This is a genomic window from Marvinbryantia sp., assembly GCF_047017445.1.
GTDB lineage: Bacteria > Bacillota > Clostridia > Lachnospirales > Lachnospiraceae > Marvinbryantia.
Map to the genome: position 1 here is coordinate 187,566 of NZ_JBKXTT010000004.1, position 22,155 is coordinate 209,720.

The following is a 22,155-nucleotide window of genomic DNA, read 5'->3' on the forward strand; positions in this document are numbered from 1 at the left end:
AAAGAGGAGAAAAATTGCGTAAGAAAATTATCGGACAAATAAAAGAAAAGAAAATTATTGCCATTGTACGGGGGGTATACGGCGATGACTGCAGGAAGCTGACAGAAGCACTGCAGGAGGGCGGCATCGGACTGATTGAATTTACGTTTGATCAGAAAACTCCCGATGACTGGAAGCGTACCTGTGAAAATATATCCATGGTATGCAGGGAGTATGGCAGTGAAATGATCTGTGGATCGGGGACTGTGCTCACGGAGGAACAGGTAAGGCTTACGAAAAATGCCGGCGGTGCATTTATTATTTCTCCGAATGTAAACCAGAGAGTGATCGGGGAGACCGTAAGACAGGGCATGGTTTCGATACCGGGTGCATTGTCACCGTCTGAGATCACAGATGCGGCGGAATATGGAGCGGATTTCGTAAAAATATTCCCGGCAGCAAGTCTGGGGGCAGCATATCTGAAAGCGATAAAGGGACCGCTGAACCATATTCCACTGTTGGCCGTTGGCGGTGTAAATGAGCTTAATGCGGCAGAATTTTTGCGCGCAGGAGCAGAAGGAGTCGGTATTGGCGGGAATCTTGTCAACCGTGAATGGATCGCGGCGGGCGAATTTGATAAGATACGCGAGGCAGCCAGAAGGACAATTCAAAATTGCAGGGGAGAGTTTACAGTATGAAAAAAGTGATTACATTCGGTGAAATTATGATGCGGCTGAATCCGGAGGGATATCTCAGGCTGCTGCAGGCTCAGAAGCTGGAGATGTCGTTTGCGGGCGGCGAGGCAAATGTGGCGGTATCTGTGGCAAACTTTGGCATGAAGGCCGCTTTTGTTACAAAGCTGCCGGACAATGTGCTTGGCAGGCGGGCAGCGATGGAGCTGCAGAAGTATGGCGTCGACACAGAAGCGATCGTATACGGCGGAGAACGTATGGGGATTTACTTTGTGGAAAAGGGAGCCTCTCAGCGTCCGTCAAAGGTTTTGTATGACAGAGGCGCCTCTGCGATCGCTCTGGCGGAACGGACGGACTTCGACTGGGAACATATTCTGGAGGGCGCCAACTGGTTCCATTTTACCGGCATTACACCGGCGCTTTCGGAGGGATGTGCAGAAATCTGTGAGGATGCGCTGCGCGTGTGCAAAGAGAAGCATATTACAGTGAGCTGCGATCTGAATTTCCGAAAAAAGCTGTGGAGTAAAGAAAAAGCCGGTGAGGTGATGGGCAGACTGATGAAGTATGTCGACGTCTGCATTGCAAATGAGGCGGACGCTGCAGATGTGTTTGGTATCTGTGCCGGGAACTCAGACATCAGCAAGGGAGAACTTGACAGGCAGGGATATGTGAGCGTGGCGCAGCAGCTTGTAGAACGCTTTGGCATAAAGTCTGTTGCTATCACTCTGCGAAAAAGTATTTCCGCCAGCATCAATCATTGGGGCGGGCTGCTTTATACCGGAGGAGAGGCATTCTTTTCGCCCGAGTATATGATACAGATCGTAGACCGGGTAGGCGGCGGAGATTCCTTTGCGGGAGCGCTGATCTATGCGTTAAACAGCGGCTATGAACCGCAGAAGGCAGTGAATTTTGCAGCGGCGGCTTCCTGCCTGAAGCACACGATGGAATATGATTTTAATCTGAGCACGCTGGAGGAGGTAAACAGCCTCATGCAGGGCAATGCCTCCGGACGTGTGCAGAGATAAAAATAACAGGAGGACAGGGATGAAGATCAAAGGCGTAGAAACATTTCATGTAAAACCAAGATGGATTTTTGTGAAGGTAACTACTGATGAAGGAATTACCGGATGGGGCGAGTGCGATCTGGAGGGAAGAAATCTGGTTACAGCGGCTGCCGTGGATTCTCTGAAGGATATGATTATCGGAGAAGACCCGCGTAATATTGAATATCTGTATAAGCTGATGTATGCAGGTGGTTTTTACAGGGGCGGCGCCGCCGTATTCAGCGCTATCAGCGGAATCGAGCAGGCACTCTGGGATATCAAAGGAAAATGGCTGAATGTTCCGGTGTGGCAGCTGCTCGGAGGAAAATCCAGAGATCGCATCCGCATGTATGCGCATATTTTTGGCAATGTTGATTATGCCGAAATGGAAGAACGGGAGTGTCGTGACCTGTTGGTCGAACATGCGAAAAAGAAAGTGGCAAAGGGTTTTAAATCCCTGAAAACACCGTTTATCTGCCCATACCGGCATATTGAAACTTCGGCGATGGTGACACGCTTTGTGGAGCGGATAGCAGAAATCCGGGCAGCGATCGGGGATGATATCGACCTGGCTGTCGACTTTCACGGACGGGTTTCACCGGCAATGGCACCGTGGCTTTGCAGAGAGCTGGAGCCGTTTGGTCTGATGTTTGTGGAGGAACCGGTGCTTCCGGAAAATGTGGATGTGATGGCAAGGGTGGCGAGGATGACTACCATACCGATCGCTACGGGAGAACGGAAATTTACTACATATGAATTCCGCGAGGTGCTGGAGAAGCAGGCGGCAACTGTGCTGCAGCCGGATCTGTGTCATGCAGGCGGCATATCGCAGGTTATGAAAATTGCTGCGATGGGAGAGACCTACTATTGCTCTATGGCGCCGCATAACCCGCTTGGTCCGCTTGCGCTTGCAGCCTGCCTGCAGGTGGATACGGTGATCCCAAACTTTACGGCGCAGGAGCATCCGTCATTTGAGGACGGATGGGATCTGGGCGGTCCGTATCTGAAGAAACCGTTTGAGATCAGGGATGGTTATATTGACATTCCGCAGGGCGCGGGCATGGGCATTGAGATAGATGAGACTGCGTTAAAGGAATATGCATATGACGGGCGCTGGGAGACACCACGCGTATCATTTGCAGATGACCATTCCTTCGGAGAGTGGTAGAAAAAGGAGGAATCCGGCTGGTGACACGAAACAAAAATAAATTCAACATTACACCGTATCTTTTTATATTTCCGACATTTGTTCTGCTGGCAGCACTTGTCGTATACCCGATCTGCTATGCGCTGTATTTAAGCGTCATGCAGACAAATCTTACGACTAAGTGGGAATTTGTAGGGCTGGAAAATTACCTGTCGCTTTTCAAAGACGGAAGTATGGTAAAGAGCCTCCTGACGACCTTCAAATTTACGATAGTGGTTGTTTTGGGACATCTGATCCTGGGAACGATCCTTGCGCTTGCTATGAATAAAAAACGTCCGGGCGTCAATATATTCCGCACGATCCTGATCATCCCATGGCTTTTGCCGGATGTGGTCGTTGCTTTGCTGTTTAAGTGGATTTTTAATGCAAATTACGGTGTGTTTAACAATATATTGATCCGCCTCGGAATTCTGGAGAAAAATCAGGCATGGCTGAGTACTGGTTTTGCATTTACCATTCTCGCTGCCGTGTGTATCTGGAAGGGATACGCGCTGATCATGGTAAATATGATGGCGGGTTTTCAGAGCGTACCGGAGGATGTGTATGAAGCGGCAAAGCTGGATGGAGCAAATCCCGTACAGACATTTTTCCGCATTACGGTTCCGATGATCAAACCGGTTATCTCAACCGCAGTGATCCTGGATACGGTATGGTGGTTCAAACATTATACCATCATTAAGCTGCTGACAGACGGAGGTCCGAACAATACGACAGCGACGGTTAGTATTTCCATATATAAAGAGGCATTTTCCTATCACAACTACGGAGTTGCCGCGGCAGGTGCGGGCGTGGTATTCGTTATCTGCTGGCTGATCAGTAAAATTATGAGGAGGGCGATGGATCAGAATGCGTAAAAAGAACAGGTCTTTATCAATGCATAATAAAGCAGAAGGTGCGCTCTCCTATATCGTATTGGTTCTTGGGGCGTGTATGGTAATTCTGCCCGTTCTGTGGATGTTTATCACTGCGGTGAAAAGTGACACGGAGATTTATCAGATGAATGGCAGTATTCTGCCTTTGGAGGTTACCTTTACGTCATTCATGAGAATCTGGAGAGATTATGATTTTGCGCTGTATTTCCGAAACAGCCTGCTTGTGACGGTGGTCGCAGTTCTGGTTTCACTGATTGCTTCAGCGCTCACAGGATATGGAGCCACCAGATTTAATTTTAAGGGGAAGAGTGCATTTCTGTCATTTATTTTGATGACGCAGATGTTCCCGTCTATTATGCTGTTGGTGCCGTTTTACAAAATCCTCAGCATTTACGGGCTGAATAACTCTCTGGTCGGACTTTGCGTGGTTTATATCTCATTCACGATCCCCTTCTGTTCGTGGATGATGGTGGGGTATTACCGGACGATTCCGGTAGAAATTGATGAATCTGCCGCAATCGACGGAGCCTCCAGCATACAGACGTTTCTAAGAATTACTCTGCCACTGGTGCGGCCGGGACTGGTATCCTCCGCGATTTATGCATTTATCACATGCTGGAATGAGTATATGTTTGCGGCAATTCTGATCATGAACGATAAGATGAAAACGGCGGCTGTGGCAATTGCCGAAATGAATGGCTATTACAGAATTGCGTGGAATGATATGATGGCTGCCTCGCTGGTGGCATCGGTGCCTCTGATCATTGCTTTTATTTTTATGCAGAAAAGCTTTATCAGCGGTCTGACCGCCGGGGCTGTGAAGTAAAGAAGGATATAGCATCTGCCGTGGATACAGGAATGGGGGTGTATGAGAAGAATTTACAGGGTGCGGCAGATAAGCAATATTATTAAAAACGAGTAAAGAAAGGAAGAAAAATTATGAAGAGAAAATTAGCGGCTGTACTTAGTGTATCTATGCTGGCGTCCCTGTTTTCGGGAGTCGCTGCGAATGCAGAAGAAGAAATTACCCTGACGATCATGTCCTGTCTGCAGACGGAGGATGAGGCAGAGCTGGAGTCCGCGATGGCGGAAGCGTATATGGCAGAGCATCCGAATATAAAAATCGAGTATATTTCGGTGGCAAATAATGATCTGGATGCGCAGGTGACGACCATGGCGGCGTCAAATGATCTTCCGGATGCGTTTTTTATGAATTGCGCATTTATGTCTACGGCTCTGGATATGGGAATCGTGGCGGATGCAAATGATTATATTTCGGATGAATTCCGTGCGGATCTTTCGGAAGAGGTTATCAATTACAGCACGTTGGATGATACGTTGATGTTTGTTCCGTGGTTCCAGATTCCGATAGCGCTGATTTACCGGACAGACTGGCTGGAGCAGGCAGGAATTGAAAAAATTGAGACAATGGATGATTTCCGTGATGCAGCGAAGAAGTTTACGGAAATTTCCGGTAACTATGGATTTTCCATGGTAGGTGCAAGAAACGGTTCCGGTGAGGCACGCTTTTCTATATATGCAAAAGCATTTGGAGTAGATGAGGTATGGCAGAACGAGGATGGCACCTGGGAGAGCGACCTGACTTCCGACAAATTTAAAACAGCGCTGCAGTCCTTTGTAGATCTGGATCTGGTGGACGGCGTGGTTCCTGCGGGCGCATCCGAGACAGCATACCAGGATGCAGTTACTTACTTTGCAAATGAGCAGACCGGTCTTATTATTTCCGGAAGCAACGCAGTGGGAGCAATTTTAAACCGTAATCCGGAGCTGGCAGGCAAGCTTGGCAGTGTGCCGATTCCGGCAGCAACGACAGAAGACGGCCGTCATGTAACGAACCTGCAGGTGTCCGGCTACACGATCACGACGGCGTGTGAGCACCCGGAAGAAATGGCGGATTTCCTGGAATTTATGGCGGGCTATGACAATGCAGTATCCTTTGGCTCTGCTACGGGACGTATTCCGGTTACGAAGAGTGCTCTGGAAGATGAAGCATTTACCGGACCGGAGTACATCGGATTCTCAGACTGTATGCAGTATTCTCTTACGTACTCCACCTTCCCGGCATATGCGGAAGTGCAGGATATTTTTGGAGAAGCATATAATTCCATGCTGACAGGCACCAGCCTTGATGATGCGATCGCAACGGTTGACGGACGTATTACCGAGCTTCTTGGCGAATACAATCAGTAAGGCGGACGAAGGAGCAGAAGATGAGGATAGCGATTGGATGTGATCCGAATGCCCAGGCTTTTAAAGAGGCGCTGACGCAGTATATCCGGGAGCTTGGGCATGAATGTGATGATTTTGGAAGCACAGATCCGGTCTACGCAAATGTCGCTATACGTGTTGCCCAGGATGTTGCGCAGGGAAACCATGACCGCGGCGTTCTGGTGTGCGGCACCGGCATCGGCATGTGCATTGCGGCAAACAAGGTGAAGGGAGCCTATGCGGCACTGGTAAATGATGTATTTCAGGCACAACGGGCGCAGCTCAGCAATCGTGCAAACATCATTACCATGGGAGCGCAGGTGACTGGAATCGAGGTTGCCAAGATGATGCTGAAGGAATATCTGGGATGCACGTTTGACGTGCATTCCAGGTCGATGCCGAAGGTACAGCAGATCTGTGATTACGAAGAGGGGGCTATGAGATAAATGGCTTTTTCCAAAAACGCAAAGGAACTGACATATATTTCCTGGAAATGCCGGAGAAATGTGCTGCGGATGGTTGAGGCAGGCGGGCACGGTCATTTGGGCGGTGCCCTGTCCGCGATTGACATTGTGACAGCACTTTATTTTTACAAGATGGCAGGAAAACCCGAGGATCCCGGGTGGGAGCAGCGCGACCGTTTCATCCTTTCGGCAGGGCACAAATGCATGTGCCAGTATGCTGTTCTGGCGGAGAGAGGATATTTTTCCAAGGATATTCTCGATACCTACGGTTCGCTGAAATCACCGATTCCCGGTCATCCGGATATGCATAAGCTTCCCGGTATTGAGGCAAATACCGGTGCTTTGGGGCACGGGCTCGCCATCGCGGCGGGCATGGCGCTGGTAATGAAGTGTGATAAGATGCAATCTCGCGTGTACACCGTTATGGGAGACGGTGAGCTGGCGGAAGGCTCCAACTGGGAGGCAGCGGCGGCTGCCGCGCATCATCAATTGGGAAATCTGGTATTGTTTTTAGACAATAATGGTCTTCAGATCAGCGGCAAAGTGGAGGATATCATGAATTTCATGCCGGCAGGAGAACGTTTTGCAGCTTTTGGATGGCGTGTGATGGAGATCGACGGCAACAACATGCAGGAAATCATGTGCGCGCTGGATGCTATTCCTGCGGAGGGCACGCAGCCTACGATTATCATAGCGCATACGGTCAAGGGAAAGGGTATTTCTTTTCTGGAAAATAAGGCATCCTGCCATTTCTGGAGCCCCTCGAAGGAAGAGCTTGGGCGCGCGGTTGCCGAGGTAGAGAATAAAATAGAAGAAATGCGGACAGAGCTGGAGGTGAAAGTATGATCGGGGAGAAGCTGGATCCGAGAAAAACCTTTGGCGCTGCGGTGACGGAGATCGCTGAAAGCAGGGAAGATATTGTGATTTTATCTGCCGACAGCGGAGGAAGCTCCGGGTTTAAAGAATTTGCCAAAAACCACCCGGAGCGCTATTTTGAATTTGGAATTATGGAGCAGGGTGTGACAGGTATCGCCGCAGGTCTGTCTGCGATGGGAAAGACGCCGGTCTTTTGCGCGATCGCGCCGTTTGTCACCTGCCGTAATTTTGAGATGTTTCGCAACGATTGCGGTTATATGCGCCAGAATGTGAAGATCGTTGGAAGAAACGGCGGCTTTACCTATTCAGACCTGGGAGCGACACATCATTCTCTGGAGGATTTTGCGATTATCCGCATGATACCGGGTGTGGTTATACTGGCTCCGCAGACTCCGGGCGAGATCCGGGCGGCAGCAAGAGCAATGCTGGATTTCGAAGGTCCGGTATATATGCGGATCGGTAATCCGCCGATGGAGGAGCTGTGGGAGGAAAAGGAATTTGAGATCGGGAAGGGAAGTATCCTGCGGGAAGGTACGGACCTTGCCATTATTACCACCGGAACATCGACGGCAAATGTGCTCTGTGCAGCGAATCTGTTGGAAGAAAAGGGAATTTCCGCGATGGTGGTGGGAATGCCTACGGTATCGCCTGCTGATGAAACACTGATTTTAGACGCGGCAAAAAAGACTGGAAAAATTATGACAGTGGAAGAGCATTATATTAGCGGCGGTCTTGGTTCCATTGTAGCGGAGGTGTGCGGCAGACATTGTCCGGTCCCGGTAAAAATGCACGGGGTTAAGAAAGAATACGCAATTTCCGGACCTTATGACGAGCTTCTGAGGTATTACGGGCTGGATGCACAGGGGATTGCAATGGAAGCTGAAAAATTTCTGGTGGAAGGATAAAAGAGAATGATATGAAAAACAGTCTGGAAGGAATTTATATTCCCGCAGTTACTGCATTCGACTGTCGGGAGACGGTTTCTGAGGAAATGATGGCATATAATATTGAGAAATGGAATCAGACGGATGTGGCAGGATATATGTGCCTGGGAAGCAATGGGGAATTCCGGATGCTGGATGATGAAGAATCTCTGCGTGTAATAAAAACATTTGTGGAATGCCGGTCAGAAAGTAAAGGGCTGATTGCGGGAGTGGGAAGAGAATCTCTGTATCATACGAAAAAATTCATCGACAGAATACAGAATGCTGGCTTGCAAGTGGACTATTTGTCGGTACTGACACCGCATTATTTTAAAAAGGCTATGGATGACAGGGCATTGATTGCATATTTTATCGCTGTAGCCGATTTCAGTCGGATTCCGGTTTTGCTTTACTGTGCACCGGGGTTTGCAAATACAGTATGTATTTCAAGCGAGGTATTGAAAGTGCTGGCAGAGCATCCCAATATTCATGGAATAAAGGATACTTCTCAGAATATGATGAATACATATATGGATGCAGTAGGAGAAAGAAACGATTTTCACATAATGTCCGGCTCTGTGAATACTCTGTATGGCTGTCTGAAAAGAGGCGGAAAAGGTGCAGTGATTTCTGCAGCAAATTATTTTCCACAGGCATGTGCCAGATTATTTCCATTGTGGCAGGAAGCGGGAGAGGAAATGTTTCTTTCATATTATCATGCATTGTGCGGACGCATCCGGCAGACAGGAGCACGCAACGGCGTAGCAGGGGTGAAGGCTTGCATGAATCTCTGCGGGTATCATGCAGGAACTCCAAGAAAACCGTTACAGCCGCTGGATGACGGGCAACTCGAAGAACTGCAACATACATTATTCCTTGATGATTTGTATTTTTAAAAATCAGAGTGTCTTCCTCCGGTACTCTGTGGGAGTACATCCGTATTCCCGGCAAAACAGCTTAGAGAAATAGCTTAAATGGTTAAAACCGCAGGATACCGCAATCTGGGCGATGCTGGAGCGGGTGTTTGCCAGCAGATACCGGCTGACCTCCAGCCGGTATTTGTTTGCAAAATCGATGGGCGATTGCCGGAGGTAGCGTTTGAAGATAATGCAGCATTTGCTGCGGCTGATGTTTCCGGAGGCGGCTATGGCGTCGAGCGTCAGTGTGTCCTGGTAATGCTCGTATATGTATGAGACCATTTTTTTCTGCAGGGCCAGGTCGCTGTAATCGTATGCGGGTTCCTGTTCCAGCAGGGATTTGTGCTGCAGAAAGAGAATACGCCACAGAAGATAAAGGGTGCTTATAGCTTCCAGCTCATAGGCATCCTTTTCTTCCGTTTTCAGCAGAAGTATGCGGTTTAGCAGTGCCTGCACCTGTTCATGATTCGCAGAATCCGCCGTATAGTGAAAATACGCGATATTTTTATTTTCGATAAAAGGAGCCACGTAATATTGATAAATCTTCGGGCTGGCGTTTAACAGTCCTGGGTGAAAAAGAATGCAGATAAACCGGCACTCGCGGCGCAGGTGGGCATAGCCGTAATGAAGCTGCCGGGAGTTGACGACCAGACAATCCTTTTCTTTCAGCAGAATATCACGGTCATTTATACGGTAATTCATTTCACCTTCGATCACATAAATCAGCTCAATATCCTCATGCCAGTGGCAGAGGGCTTTCATGTCCGGATAGTTTGACAAAATGCCGGTCCGGATGTAAAGCGGGACGCCCGGATTATCATAGTGGACGATTTCTGACGCATCCTGCATAATATCAGTGTTTATCATCTGTATCCCCTTCCCTGAATACGATTGTTATAAAAATTAAAGCGGAAAATGCTAGATATCCGCTGCCTGCTTTACTATTATTATAGCAGCGCAAAGATAAACCGGCAAGGGAGAGACGGCATGAAATACAGGGAAAAGGCAAAAAGAAACGGAGAATTTTATAAAAAGCTGTTTGCACTGGTGATGCCTATTGCGATGCAGAATCTTATGTCTGCAATCGTGAGCGCTTCGGATGCCCTGATGCTGGGAATGCAGGGACAGACGGCGCTCTCTGCGGTCTCTCTTGCAACACAGGTTTCGTTTGTGCTGAATCTGTTTTACGCGGCGCTGACAATCGGGGCGACTGTCCTGGCGGCGCAGTACTGGGGAAAGGGAGACCGATGGGCGGTGGAGCAGGTGCTGGCAATCGCGCTGCGGTTGTCTGTTCTTGTTTCCGTTTTGTTTTTTCTGGCGGCGGTCTGCTGTCCTGAGCTTCTGATGCGGATATTTACAAACGGGACAGAGCTGATTGCTCCGGGGGCGTCTTATCTGCGCATTGTGAGCGGCTCTTATCTCTGTATGGGCGTGTCGCAGATTTATCTGTGCATTATGAAAAACAGCGGAAGAACCATGAGAAGCACCATATACGGCTCGTCCGCTGTTGTAATCAATCTGATATTAAATGCGGTGTTTATCTTCGGGCTGTGCGGTTTTCCGGTGATGGGAATCCGGGGAGCGGCGCTGGCAACGCTGATTGCGAGGATAGCGGAGCTGCTCCTGGTACTGGCTGAAAACCGGAAGGAGGAGGTTGTCCGTATCCGCCTGCAGTACCTGAGAGCGCCGGACTCCGCGTTAAGAAAAGATTACATCCACTATACGACCCCGGTTCTGGCAAATGAACTGGTATGGGGATGCGGCTTTACGATGTTTTCCGTCATTATGGGACATCTGGGAAGCGATGCGGTCGCAGCCAATTCCATCGCGAATATTGTAAAAAATATTATCGCCTGCTTCTGTCTTGGCATTGGGGCAGGGAGCGGGATTATTGTCGGAAACGAGCTGGGCAGAGGAAACCTGGAGAAGGCGAAGGAATACGGGCGGAAGCTGTGCAGGATTGCGCTTTTGGCAGGGGCGCTGTCCGGAATCGTCCTTCTGGCGTTAAGCCCGGTGATCTTCCTGTTTGCGTCGAATTTAAGCCTTTCGGCAAAAGAATATTTAAAAGGGATGCTGCTTATCTGCAGCTATTATCTGATTGGAAAATCCATCAATTCCACGGTGGTGGCGGGTATCTTCTGCGCCGGGGGAGATACGAAATTCGGATTGTGCTGCGATGCGGTGACGATGTGGGTGATTATCATACCGGCCGGAGCAATAGCGGCGTTTGTGCTGAAGCTGCCGGTTCTCTGGGTTTATTTCTGGCTGAATCTGGATGAATTTGTGAAGCTGCCGGCGGTTTATCATCATTATAAAAAATACAAATGGGTAAAAAATCTGACCGTGGAAAACGCGGGAATGGACAGCGGGCAGGAATAGCTATGTTTTTACATCCGCGCGAGAGCGGCGGAAAATCAAGTAGAAAGGAAAGGTGTAAAGAAAATGACAAACAAAGAAAGAAGAGACAGACAGTTACCGTATATTTCTGACAATGAGGTTTTTGAGGAACAAAAACGGGCGCGGAGGCTGACGCAGGAGCTGAATACGGCGGACAGGTCCGATTTTGACAGAATCAGTGAGATTGTAAAGGAGCTTCTGGGAAAATCAGACGGGGCTTTTATCAATCCGCCGTTTTACTGCGATTATGGCACGCACATTGAAGTCGGAAAGAATTTTTTCGCAAATTATAATTGCACGATATTGGATGTGGCGAAGGTGATAATCGGGGACAACTGCCAGATGGCGCCGAATGTGGCAATTTATACGGCGGGGCATCCGGTGCATCCCGATACCCGCAATACTGCGTATGAATACGGAATAGAGGTAACGATTGGGGACAACGTCTGGATTGGCGGAAATACCGTTATCTGTCCGGGCGTGCATATCGGGAGCAATACGGTAATCGGAGCCGGAAGCGTAGTGACAAAGGACATTCCTGAATGGGTGATTGCGGCGGGAAATCCGTGCAGGGTCATCCGTAAAATCACGGAGGAAGACAGGAAATATTACTTCCGCGACCGCAAGTTTGATGAGGAAGCCTGGACGGAAGTTGAGAGGATACTTAACGAAAAGTAGAGGAGAATGTGTCATGAACATGCATGAGAGAATCCGTGACGGAAAGTTGTTTACGGATATGTGCGAGGGGTTGCCGCAGGAACGGCTGCAGGGAAAGCGGTACATGAAGGAGTTTAATGACAGCGCGCCGGATGAACCGGAGAAAAGATGTGAGCTTATCGGCAGAATGCTGAAGCAGGGAAAAGGGATATGGATTGAGCCGCCGTTTTATTTCTGCTATGGAAGCCATATTGAAATCGGAGAGGGCTCATACCTTAATGTAAATTGCAATTTTATCGACGATGGAATGATAACGGTCGGGAAAAAGGTGATGTTCGGTCCGGCGGTTACGATTGCCACGGTGGGGCATCCAATCTGCCCGGATATGAGGGAGTATATGTATGCCGCCCCGGTAAAGATAGCGGATAATTGCTGGATTGGCGCCGGTGCCGTGATATGTCCGGGCGTGACGATTGGGGAAAATTCGGTAATCGGAGCCGGAAGTGTGGTAACGCATGATATACCCGCAAACTCCGTTGCGGCAGGAAATCCCTGCCGTGTTATCCGCCTGATTGAAGAACGGGACAGAAAATATTATTTCCGGGACCGGGAAATTACGGAGGAGGACCTCCTGGAAGAGGCAGAACTGCGGAAAGGGTAACATAAAGCAGTTGCACAGGCGACCTGTGCGCAGGCAGTTTTGGAAAGCGGGACTGCGCAAAAGGCAACGTGAAGCAGAGAAGGTATCGTCGGGAAGGTTTTGGCGGGGCATTCAAAGCCCCGCCGATTTATTCCTCAATGACCTGTATTTCTAAAAAATCGAACGGAATCTGTTCGATGAAATTGTCCTGGGTAAACCTTGTCTTGCTGTGGCGCTGGAATTCGCGGATGTTGGAATCCAGCCAGATAGGTTTGCCCAGGTCGAACTGTGCGCAGATCTCATCGAGCGCACGGAAAATCTTGTGCGTGCGGGTATCCTGTGAATCGTCGCAGATAGTCGTATCCTTCAGCAGGCGGTTATCCTGCCATATTTTTCCCCATAAACGAAACATATTTTTCTCTCCTTACTCTGCTTCCGATTCGGCAAAAGTCTCTGAAGCTGCCCATTCGGTGTCTGTCAGATCCGCCGCAACGCTCCACTCTACCTCATTGGAGATGGTGTGAATCGCATAGGGCACCAGCAGTTCGCCCTCAAGCAGGTCTGCAGCGGGCACATCCGTTTCCACGAGAACATAGCGGTCGCTTTCGGGCACTGTCTCGACCAGAATATATTCGTTCGGATAGAGCGCATTTCCGCAGAAATAGTCGTAGATCAGCCGGGTGATCTCGCGGATGTGATCGACTGCGGCGTCTGTGTCAGTCAGATCGGTTGACATAATGCAGAAAATATAATCGCCGTATGGTGTGTAAATGATTGCCGCGTCGTTCTCCGTGTCGTCTACCTCGCCGGTTTTGTGTGAAATGTGAACACCCTCCGGCAGTCCTGCCGGAATCTTGTAATTTACTTCCTGTCTGTTTAAAAGCGTCTCAAACCGGAAGGAGTAAAAATGCGATGCAAGCTCACCGTTATAGATCATCTCCAACAGACGGCCGCAATCCGCGGCAGAAGTCATATTGACGCGTCCGTCAGAAACCCACAGGGAAGGATCGGCGATGCCGTTTACCTGCTGGGTATTTGTGAAGCCATAGCGCGCAATAAAGTCGTTCACCTTTGCAAGTCCCGTCTGGAAATCGCCGCTTTCATCACACATCTGGCGCACCAGCACATTCGACGATTCGTTATCGCTGACTGTGATCATGTCGTTGAGCGCGGACAGGATCGTGTCTGTTTCACTTAGATTGCCGAGCGCAAGCTGTTCATAGATGGCGCCGGCAATGTAAAGCTTGATCAGACTGGCAGATTCCATGGAGTGCTCGTTGATCTCCATGGTCCGGCCAAGTGAGAGATCCTTTAAGTAAACAGACCAGTCACCCTCGTAGCCTGCGAGCATGTCTGTGATTTCCTCTTTAAGGGATGTCCAGGAACGGCGCATGATCAGATTTCCATTAAAGGAATGCAGCTCATAGTCGCCGCCCGGCACAAAATCCGGGATGCTGTTCATATGGTTTAAAAAGAAGGAGCCGGTGTAAAGAAGCGGCGGCAGACCGCCAAAAGCTTCCAGCAGCTCTTCGCGTGTGAGAAAGTGCGCCGTGTTGTCCGCTTTTTCGTCGACGATTACCTCATCGGAAGTCTCCGCAGCAGTCCGGGAGCGCAGGCTTGGCCATTCTGTCAGCGTGCTTTTGGGCAGAGCTTCGACAACGCTTCCTATCGCAAAGGCAGGCTGCCAGGAGCCGGCGGCGAAGAGTATCGCACCCAGGGCACAGCCGTAAAGTTTCTGAAATTTTCGTAAGATCATTGCTCCTATCCTTCCCCTTTCGCAGGCAATAATATATGAAATATCATACACGAAAGAAGTTTTTTTGTAAATATAAATAGCTGGAAAACAAAAACGAAAACGTCATTGAAATAGGGCTGCCGCAATCCCACTGGCTTTTGACGCTGGCATCTTGACATTTTTGAAAAAATCGGGTATAGTAAGAAAGTCCACGCAGCCGGGGAGATAGCGGTGCCCTGTACCTGCAATCCGCTACAGCAGGGGTGATGCCAATCCGAGGGTTTTTCATTGTGGAGCTGCCCTCTATAAGTGGCGTTGACGTTTGGGTCTTGCACAACAGAACTCTGTGAACCGTGTCAGGTCAGGAATGAAGCAGCACTAAGCAGAATCTTCTGTGTGTTGCGAGGGTGCCTGAGCCGAGCTAACTGTAGAGGTAACGTCTGTGGTGGGAATTCGAAGTGCGGCGCGTGGATATAAAATTTACAGATACCGTGCCTTTTCATATAGCTCATGCAATTCTTTCGACACAGCCTCGCTCTGTGCGTTGGCTTTTTCCTCCAGCTCCCTGGGTGTTTCCCATCCTTCTGGCGTACCCGGCATATTTTTGCGGATCGCTCTTTTATACTGTCTGCGAATTTTCCATTTTTCATCTGTGCGCTGCCAGAAGTGTCTTTTTTTGCGCAGCACAGGCTGTGCCTGTTCTTCTTCCTCATCCTCCGTAAAGATTACCCGATCCTCCTCACCGGCAGCAAACGAACGCATCGCATGTCTGCACAGGCGATAAATGAGACTGATGCAGAAAATAAGTACGGCTGCCGAAAACATCCATGTGAACGCTTCCGAAAGCATACGTATCCATGCAGGCGGTTCTTTCATTTCCTCCTGCATCAGCGCCGCGAGCGGATTTTTCTCTTCTTCGCCGTCCATGGGCTCCATTTCTTCCGTCTCCGGCATGACAGGCACACCGGGAAGCTCAAATTTCAGCTCTGTGAGCGGCTCTCTGTGATAGAGCACAGACGGAAGCACAAACAGAAGCAAAAGCGGCAGCGCAAGCGCAAGGAGCATATGCCCCGCTTTTTTACGCTTTTCTTTGGAAGATTGGCGATTTTCCCGTGATCCTCCAGAAAGATACGCAGCCCCGACAAATATTCAAAAATAAACACCAGAAAGACATCGACTACTGCCAGAAAGAAAATCCGGTTCAGCAGACTGCCCTTTCGCAGATATAGCAATATCACATAATACCCGGCAAATACCATCCAGTGCAGCGCCTCCGGCGCATCGAGAAGCGTCGGAAGCTCCCACAATTCCTTATCCAGTTCTGCGCCTGCCTCACCCGGCATCTCCTGAAGCATCTTTTTAAGTTTCCCTCTTTTGATGCGCACATAACCGCGGATCAGAAAGATGAGAGCCGTCAGGATGCCGGTCAGCAGACATCCGGAGAGTGCGTTCATGCACACGGCTGCCGCCGCGCAGACCAGAAGATAGAGCGCCAGCATTTTTATTTTCCGGATGCAGAGCCAGCTTAGGATAATCGGGACCAGAAGCCATAGACAGCCCGCAAAATAGCGATTCGCCTGCGCAGTCTCCATCTCCAGAAGTGCAGGCACGATGACATAGCATCCCGCAAACAAAAGGATGTCATGCAGCCATGCCACGCATACTGTCACGTTTTCCCCGCGCATTTTCACGCCGTCACCTCCCATCGCACAGCCCGGATGCCTGCCGCCTGCGAAAGCATAAATTCCATTGTCGGATGCAGCGGCACGATCCAGAGGATCTGATTGTCTCCGCCAGCCAGCGCGCGAAGCCTGGGCAGCAGCGTTTCGTCCTGGTTTTTGGAGATCAATATATAGATGTGCTCTCTTTTATGTTTCGCAGTCTCCGCGGCAATCACTTCCGCGATCGGCTGCGTCTTTTTTCCGGTATCCATGCACGCCAGTGCGCGATTCAGCTCCGGCATCTGTCCGCTGCCCGCCTTCAGATGCATGGAAAGGCTGCCCTGTCGCTTTGCTTCACCCGGATAGCTGCAGACGCCGTTGCTTACGATATCCAGCTCCATATTCTGCGCCGCCAGGCGCGCAGCGAGCGACGCCGCGATCCGGATGCTCTCCTCCGTCAGCGCCTCATATTTCCAGATCCCTTCGTCCGTCACATCCAGAAGAATCGTCAGATGGACACTGGTAGTGGAATCATACTGGTTCACCATCAGGCTGCCGTTTTTTGCTGACGCTTTCCAGTTGACTGTGTGCATGGGGTCTGTGGGAAGATATTCCCGAATGCCGCAAAATTCAAACGGATCGGGATAGAAACGGTTTTTGGACAAAACCATGCCGGATATCGCACGGCAGACGGGACGGATGCGCGCCGTGTCCACCGGACGCGGATACACGAAGAACTGCGCATCCTGCCTGGCCTCCTGGTAGCCGCCCTCATGAAAGAAAAAATCATATCCGATCACGCCCGCCCTCTGAATGCGGTAAAAGCCGCGCTTCCGGCATACAAACGGGAGCGTCCGCACAATTTTCTGACGCCCGAAAAGGGAAAAAATGTCTCTTTTATAAGAAAGGTCTGAAATACTTGAATTGTCTTTTGCGCCGCTCACAAATTCCAGATTTCGATCCATGGAAAGGCGCACTTCAAGAGCCGGAAGCGGCAGCAGCTTGTCATTCACAATCACTTCCTGCAGCGCAGAGGTTTCGCCCTCAAAAGCGGATTTCTGCGTGAAGGAAACGCTTGTCGTCAGATTCCGGTTCCAGAAACGCCGATATAGATTTTTCTGCAGAAGATAAGCAATCCCCACACCCAAAAACAGCATAACCAGCAGCATCGCGTAACCGTCCCTTTACCGTTTATCCCATTCCTCTGTCGGCAGCGGCACCTTCGAGAGCAGCCCGCGAATGATCTGCTCACGCGCGCGGTCGCTGTCCTCCGCGGCCGATAGTCCGAGGCGGTGCGCCAGAACGGGGACTGCGACCGCTTTAATGTCCTCCGGCACCACATAGTCCCTTCCCTGCACCATCGCAAACGCCTGCGCCGCCCGTGCGAACGCAAGCGAACCTCTTGGGCTGACACCGTGCTCGATCTGCGCGCTTTTGCGCGTCGCATGAACCAGCCCGATCATATATCTGAGCAGATCTCCGTGGATAAAAACGCCGCTGCAGCGCATCTGAAGCTCCACGATATCCTTCTTTTCGCAGACCGGTTCCAGCTCCTCAAGCGGATGCCCTGCCAGAAAACGTTCCAGCAGGCTCTTTTCCATAAACGGTGTCAGATCCTCCATGGAAATCTGCATGAGAAAGCGGTCCTTCTGTGCCTCCGGCAGCGGAAATGTTCCCAGTGTTTCCAACGGGTTCTGCGTCGCGATTACCAGAAACGGCTCCTCCAGGGCACGCGTCGTCCCGTCCACTGTGACCTGCCGCTCCGCCATACATTCGAGAAGGCTGCTCTGTGTTTTCGGCGTCGCCCGGTTTACCTCGTCCGCCAGCAGAATATTGCAGAACACCGGGCCCTTCGCAAACACAAACTGCCCGCTCTTCGCGTCAAAATAATTCAGCCCGGTGACATCCGACGGCAGCATATCCGGCGTGAACTGGATCCTGCCAAAATCTGCGTCGATGGACTTTGCCAGCGACTTCGCCAGCATCGTCTTGCCGGTGCCCGGCACGTCCTGCAGCAGCACATGCCCCTTTGCAAGCACACAGGCAAGTACCAGCTCCGTTGTCTGCTCGTTGCCGATCATCACCTTTGCGATATTTTCCTTTAAGCTTTTAATTCTTTCCATGTCTTTCCCTCATTCGGTATACCAAAAATATTTCCGCCTGTGCGGTTAAATTATCTAAAGCCGCTTCAGCCAGGCGCCGCATTTTCAGCAATCATACGCCCACATTGCGACCGCCTGCGACAGCAAATAATCCGCATCCCACGTCTGCGCGCTGCGCTCGCGGCTGTTGGAGTCGTTAATGAAAATCCGTCCGTCGCTGTCCACTCCGGTGAGCACCACGAAATGCCCGGAATAAGTAAATTCGCCAGGTCCCATGGAGCAGATGATCAGTTTGCCGGACTGCAGCGTGTCCACAATTCCCTGCGCAGTAAACGGCACCTCAAATACCTGCAGCCCCATCTGCCGCGCCCCGGTGTCCATCAGCTCCCAGGAGGAACCGACGCCGCTCACATAGTAGCCGTTCTCATCCGCCAGCTTTGCCACCTCGTATGGATTCCATTTTGTATCTCCTGTCAGACCGCATTGCACCATAGAAAGGCTCGTTGGTCCGCAGCCGTTCACGCCGAGAAAATCGTCCCCGTAGATCTCGTAGCCCCAGCGCTCATCCCACTGCAGAAACAGCGGCACGCCGCCGGATCGCACATCTTCCGTGATGTCTATCCTCGGATGAAGATCCTTTTTCTGCGGAAATGCCATGACGAAATCCGTGGCCTGCGGATATTTTTCCATAAATTCCAGCATACTGACCGGATATTCGCCGTCCATCGGTATCCAGGCAGGAACAGTGCGCTGCTTTTTCCGGGAATGCACAGCAAACGCTCCCAGAACGACCAGCACGGCCGCCGCCAGAATGAGCAGCTTCCTTCGCCGCACCTGCCGCTGTCTTTTTTTGAATTTTTTAGTATCCTCCGTCCTCCCGGATGATTTCCCTCTCCTCGATCTCATCAGGCGTCTCCTTATTTGTTCCATCAAAACGGTATGCCCACATGCCCTTGATCTGCGGAAGAATCCGCTCGATATCCCAGGCCTTTTCGCTGTTTATCCTGCTGTTCGGATCGTTTACCTGAATGCTGCCGTCCGTGTTCACTCCGGCAAGCACGATAAAATGACCGGCGTCCGTAAAATCTCCCGGTCCCACGGAGCAGATGATCGGCATTCCGGCGCGCAGCGTGTCGGTGATATCCTCGGCGCTCAGCACTACGTCGTTTACCTGCAGCCCAAGCATTTCCGCCCCGGCGCCCATCAGATCCCAGGAGGAACCCTGCCCGGTCACATAAAAACCCTCCCGCTCCGCCATTTTTGCCACTTCATAGGGATTCCAGACTGTCTCCCCGCTCAGACCGCACTGCACCATGGAAAGGCAGGTCGGTCCGCAGCCGGTGACTGCAAGAAAATCGCTTCCGTACCGCTCATATCCCCAGCGCACATCCCACTGCAGAAACAGCGGCAGCTCGCCCTTCGTCACCTCTCCGGTAATGTCAATTTCATTATGTACGTCCTTATATTTCGGATAATCCAGAACGAACTGTGTCGCCTCCGGATATTTCTCCATAAACGCGACCAGACTTTCCGGGTAATCCTTCAGCGGATCTTCCGTTTCTGTCTCGGTTTCCGTCACGATTTCTGTTTCAGTTTCGATCTCCGCCGCCTCTGTCACGGCGGCGGATGTTTCCATAGAATCTTTCTCCGACATGGATGTCCCGGCATAAATTGCAAACGCCGCAGCCAGCACGCAGAGAATGATCGGTGTTTTCATATCTGCCTTCCTCTTCTGTTTCATAAACCCCTCCGTTTCGTATCATTATAACCCGGCAGAGGGCAAAACTTCTTTAAATTTTGTATGATAAATGCTTACGATTTTCGGAGCAAATCCTTAACTGCTTTTTTCTTCTCCCGCAGCTCCCGGAAAAACTGGCTGAGCATTTCGCTGCACTCCGTCTCCAGCACGCCGCGCGTCACCTGTACCTGGTGATTAAACTGCGGCATTTCCAGAATATTGAGAACGCTTCCCGCGCAGCCCGCCTTCGGGTTCATGCTGCCGATGACCGCCTCCGTAAGCCGCGCCTGCACCATCGCTCCGGCGCACATCTGGCACGGCTCCAGAGTGATGTACATGGTACACCCCTCCAGACGCCAGTCGCCCGTCTTTTTCGCCGCCTTTCTGATCGCGATCAGCTCGGCGTGGGAGAGCGTGTTTTTGTCAGTATTCCGCCGGTTGTAGCCGCGCGCGATAATTTTTCCGTCCTGCACGATCACGCAGCCGATCGGCACCTCGTCGAGCGCATACGCCTTTTTCGCCTGCCTGATCGCCTCGCGCATGAATTTTTCATGTGTTCTGATATCCACTGTTTCCATTTCTCTGCGTCCCCTTTTCAGACACCCGCGCCGCTTTGTCCTGCAGGTGTATCCTTTCAGATACCCGCGCCGCTTTGTCCTGCCGGTATATCCTTTTCAGACACCCGCGCCGCTTTGTCCTGCCGATGTATCCTTTCAGATGCCCGGAGCCGTCTCATCCAGGCGATCGTCATTCTGCGCAAGCATGTGTATACTAATGCTTCGCATATAATTTCACAATACCCTTCATCACTTCCACGGCAAGATCCATTCCCTCTGCGGTAATATGCTCGTAAGGACCGTGGAACGCATGTCCGCCGGTTCCCAGGTTCGGGCAGGGCAGACCCATATAGGAAAGGCGCGCACCGTCTGTGCCGCCGCGGATCGGCACCTCCACCGGTACCATCCCGGCGTCCCTGATCGCCTGCTTTGCATTTTCAATAAGATGCATACACGGCTCGATCTTCTCCTTCATGTTGCGGTACTGTTCGATGATCTCCAGTGTCACCGCGTCGCTTCCGTATTTTTCCTGCAGAAGCTTTGTGATGTGGCGCAGCGTTTCCTTGCGGCATTCAAACATTTCAGCACTGTGGTCGCGCACAATGTACTCCAGCTTCGCATCAGACACGTCGCCGCTCATGCCGCAGAGGTGGAAAAAGCCCTCATATCCTTCAGTGTCGCGCGGCGTATCGCCGGACGGAAGCATATTGTTGAATTCCATCGCCACAAGCGAGGCGTTGATCATTGTATCCTTGCTGCTGCCCGGATGCACGGAAAATCCCTTGAAGGTGACGTTTGCGCCGCAGGCGTTAAAGTTTTCGTATTCGATCTGATTTTCCGCATCGCCGTCCATCGTGTAGGCAAACTGCGCGCCAAAGCCTTCCACATCAAAGAAGTCCGCGCCTCGTCCGACCTCCTCATCCGGAGTAAAGCCGATGCAGATTTTTCCGTGCGGGATATCGCCCTTTAAAAGCTCCTCCGCCAGTGTCATGATCTCAGCAACGCCGGCCTTATCGTCCGCACCGAGCAGCGTGGTACCGTCTGTCGTGATCAGCGTGCGTCCGGCAAGCTTTGCAAGATGCGGGAAGTCCTTTACCGCAAGAACCCGCTCCGTGCCAAGCGCAACGTCCCCGCCGTCATAATTTTCAATGATCTGCGGCTTTACATTTTCGCCGGAGAAATCCGGTGCCGTGTCCATGTGTGCGATAAAGCCGATCGCCGGAGCCCCCTCCAGTCCTGCCGTGGCCGGGATCACGCCGTACACATAGCATTTTTCATCAATACGCACATCGCTGACACCAAGCGCCTTCATCTCCCTGGCAAGCTGATTTCCAAGATCAAACTGGCGCTGCGTGGAGGGCGTGGTTTCGCTCTCATCACAGCTCGTTGTGTGCACCTTCACATAATTTAAAAGTCTCTCATATGCTTTCATAATTTCCTCCTGTTTCCGCTGTCATGATGTTGGG

General features: G+C 50.9%; 24 protein-coding genes and 1 other RNA gene. 14 read left to right on the forward strand and 11 right to left on the reverse strand.

The features are described 5' to 3' along the window. The first annotated feature begins 14 nt into the window (after positions 1-14). The 10 genes from ACLU9Q_RS06210 to ACLU9Q_RS06255 all read left to right on the forward strand — a co-directional run bounded on the left by ACLU9Q_RS06210 (position 15) and on the right by ACLU9Q_RS06255 (position 9,181). A complete protein-coding gene (locus ACLU9Q_RS06210) occupies positions 15-677 on the forward strand; it encodes a bifunctional 4-hydroxy-2-oxoglutarate aldolase/2-dehydro-3-deoxy-phosphogluconate aldolase (RefSeq protein WP_296836012.1) in 663 nt (220 codons plus the stop codon). Continuing rightward, positions 674-1,696 (forward strand): PfkB family carbohydrate kinase, encoded by a 1,023-nt coding sequence (locus ACLU9Q_RS06215; RefSeq protein WP_412624758.1) that lies wholly within the window; start codon positions 674-676, stop codon positions 1,694-1,696. Before ACLU9Q_RS06210 ends, ACLU9Q_RS06215 begins: the two co-directional genes overlap by 4 nt. Positions 1,697-1,715: 19 nt before the next feature. Beyond that, positions 1,716-2,882 (forward strand): galactonate dehydratase, encoded by a 1,167-nt coding sequence (gene dgoD / locus ACLU9Q_RS06220; protein WP_296836018.1) that lies wholly within the window; start codon positions 1,716-1,718, stop codon positions 2,880-2,882. 20 nt (positions 2,883-2,902) lie between these two features. Beyond that, complete coding sequence (locus ACLU9Q_RS06225) at positions 2,903-3,775, forward strand: carbohydrate ABC transporter permease (protein WP_296836021.1); 873 nt, start codon at positions 2,903-2,905, stop codon at positions 3,773-3,775. Between the two features lie 19 nt (positions 3,776-3,794). Further along, positions 3,795-4,619: a carbohydrate ABC transporter permease gene (locus ACLU9Q_RS06230; RefSeq protein WP_296836024.1), complete on the forward strand. Its 825-nt coding sequence runs from the start codon at positions 3,795-3,797 to the stop codon at positions 4,617-4,619. A 113-nt stretch (positions 4,620-4,732) separates the two neighbouring features. Then, positions 4,733-6,004: an ABC transporter substrate-binding protein gene (locus ACLU9Q_RS06235; RefSeq protein WP_296836026.1), complete on the forward strand. Its 1,272-nt coding sequence runs from the start codon at positions 4,733-4,735 to the stop codon at positions 6,002-6,004. Between the two features lie 20 nt (positions 6,005-6,024). After that, entirely contained in the window at positions 6,025-6,468 is a 444-nt protein-coding gene (locus ACLU9Q_RS06240) for an RpiB/LacA/LacB family sugar-phosphate isomerase (RefSeq protein WP_296836028.1), read from the forward strand. Then, the gene (locus ACLU9Q_RS06245) at positions 6,469-7,332 is read left to right on the forward strand and encodes a transketolase (RefSeq protein ID WP_296836031.1); all 864 of its coding nucleotides are present in this window, start codon (positions 6,469-6,471) and stop codon (positions 7,330-7,332) included. Further along, a complete protein-coding gene (locus ACLU9Q_RS06250) occupies positions 7,329-8,267 on the forward strand; it encodes a transketolase family protein (protein ID WP_296908218.1) in 939 nt (312 codons plus the stop codon). Before ACLU9Q_RS06245 ends, ACLU9Q_RS06250 begins: the two co-directional genes overlap by 4 nt. Before the next feature lie 11 nt (positions 8,268-8,278). After that, positions 8,279-9,181 (forward strand): dihydrodipicolinate synthase family protein, encoded by a 903-nt coding sequence (locus ACLU9Q_RS06255; protein ID WP_296836037.1) that lies wholly within the window; start codon positions 8,279-8,281, stop codon positions 9,179-9,181. A gap of 3 nt (positions 9,182-9,184) precedes the next feature. On the opposite strand, the gene ACLU9Q_RS06260 is transcribed toward ACLU9Q_RS06255, so the two are convergent. Beyond that, the gene (locus ACLU9Q_RS06260; RefSeq protein ID WP_296836040.1) at positions 9,185-10,069 is read right to left on the reverse strand and encodes a helix-turn-helix transcriptional regulator; all 885 of its coding nucleotides are present in this window, start codon (positions 10,067-10,069) and stop codon (positions 9,185-9,187) included. 120 nt (positions 10,070-10,189) lie between these two features. Between ACLU9Q_RS06260 and ACLU9Q_RS06265 the strand changes: the two genes are divergently transcribed. The 3 genes from ACLU9Q_RS06265 to ACLU9Q_RS06275 all read left to right on the forward strand — a co-directional run bounded on the left by ACLU9Q_RS06265 (position 10,190) and on the right by ACLU9Q_RS06275 (position 12,917). Further along, entirely contained in the window at positions 10,190-11,581 is a 1,392-nt protein-coding gene (locus ACLU9Q_RS06265) for an MATE family efflux transporter (RefSeq protein WP_296836042.1), read from the forward strand. A gap of 63 nt (positions 11,582-11,644) precedes the next feature. Then, the gene (locus tag ACLU9Q_RS06270; RefSeq protein WP_296836046.1) at positions 11,645-12,277 is read left to right on the forward strand and encodes a sugar O-acetyltransferase; all 633 of its coding nucleotides are present in this window, start codon (positions 11,645-11,647) and stop codon (positions 12,275-12,277) included. Positions 12,278-12,290: 13 nt separating this feature from the next. Beyond that, the gene (locus ACLU9Q_RS06275) at positions 12,291-12,917 is read left to right on the forward strand and encodes a DapH/DapD/GlmU-related protein (protein ID WP_296836049.1); all 627 of its coding nucleotides are present in this window, start codon (positions 12,291-12,293) and stop codon (positions 12,915-12,917) included. A 127-nt stretch (positions 12,918-13,044) separates the two neighbouring features. On the opposite strand, the gene ACLU9Q_RS06280 is transcribed toward ACLU9Q_RS06275, so the two are convergent. Continuing rightward, positions 13,045-13,308 (reverse strand): hypothetical protein, encoded by a 264-nt coding sequence (locus ACLU9Q_RS06280; RefSeq protein ID WP_296836052.1) that lies wholly within the window; start codon positions 13,306-13,308, stop codon positions 13,045-13,047. 12 nt (positions 13,309-13,320) lie between these two features. After that, on the reverse strand, positions 13,321-14,652 hold the full coding sequence (locus tag ACLU9Q_RS06285; RefSeq protein ID WP_296836055.1) for a serine hydrolase: 1,332 nt from the start codon (positions 14,650-14,652) through the stop codon (positions 13,321-13,323). A 188-nt stretch (positions 14,653-14,840) separates the two neighbouring features. Here ACLU9Q_RS06285 and ffs point away from each other — a divergent pair. After that, positions 14,841-15,102: signal recognition particle sRNA large type (gene ffs / locus ACLU9Q_RS06290), an RNA gene on the forward strand. Between the two features lie 9 nt (positions 15,103-15,111). Here ffs and ACLU9Q_RS06295 read toward each other — a convergent pair. From ACLU9Q_RS06295 to pepT, 8 genes are all read right to left on the reverse strand, one after another. Next, positions 15,112-15,696 (reverse strand): hypothetical protein, encoded by a 585-nt coding sequence (locus ACLU9Q_RS06295; RefSeq protein WP_298513219.1) that lies wholly within the window; start codon positions 15,694-15,696, stop codon positions 15,112-15,114. Continuing rightward, a complete protein-coding gene (locus tag ACLU9Q_RS06300) occupies positions 15,612-16,322 on the reverse strand; it encodes a hypothetical protein (protein ID WP_298513216.1) in 711 nt (236 codons plus the stop codon). Before ACLU9Q_RS06300 ends, ACLU9Q_RS06295 begins: the two co-directional genes overlap by 85 nt. Then, positions 16,319-17,461: a DUF58 domain-containing protein gene (locus ACLU9Q_RS06305; RefSeq protein ID WP_296836061.1), complete on the reverse strand. Its 1,143-nt coding sequence runs from the start codon at positions 17,459-17,461 to the stop codon at positions 16,319-16,321. The genes ACLU9Q_RS06300 and ACLU9Q_RS06305 overlap by 4 nt, the downstream gene beginning before the upstream one ends. 15 nt (positions 17,462-17,476) lie before the next feature. After that, positions 17,477-18,415 carry an AAA family ATPase gene (locus ACLU9Q_RS06310; RefSeq protein WP_412624763.1) on the reverse strand — a complete coding sequence of 313 codons (939 nt, stop codon included), beginning with the start codon at positions 18,413-18,415 and terminating at the stop codon, positions 17,477-17,479. 84 nt (positions 18,416-18,499) lie between these two features. Continuing rightward, complete coding sequence (locus ACLU9Q_RS06315; protein WP_296834521.1) at positions 18,500-19,300, reverse strand: C39 family peptidase; 801 nt, start codon at positions 19,298-19,300, stop codon at positions 18,500-18,502. Beyond that, a complete protein-coding gene (locus tag ACLU9Q_RS06320) occupies positions 19,254-20,135 on the reverse strand; it encodes a C39 family peptidase (protein ID WP_412624766.1) in 882 nt (293 codons plus the stop codon). The genes ACLU9Q_RS06315 and ACLU9Q_RS06320 overlap by 47 nt, the downstream gene beginning before the upstream one ends. 71 nt (positions 20,136-20,206) lie before the next feature. Continuing rightward, the gene (gene tadA / locus ACLU9Q_RS06325) at positions 20,207-20,710 is read right to left on the reverse strand and encodes a tRNA adenosine(34) deaminase TadA (RefSeq protein WP_412624768.1); all 504 of its coding nucleotides are present in this window, start codon (positions 20,708-20,710) and stop codon (positions 20,207-20,209) included. 193 nt (positions 20,711-20,903) lie between these two features. After that, the gene (pepT, locus tag ACLU9Q_RS06330; RefSeq protein WP_296834515.1) at positions 20,904-22,121 is read right to left on the reverse strand and encodes a peptidase T; all 1,218 of its coding nucleotides are present in this window, start codon (positions 22,119-22,121) and stop codon (positions 20,904-20,906) included. Positions 22,122-22,155: the final 34 nt, after the last annotated feature.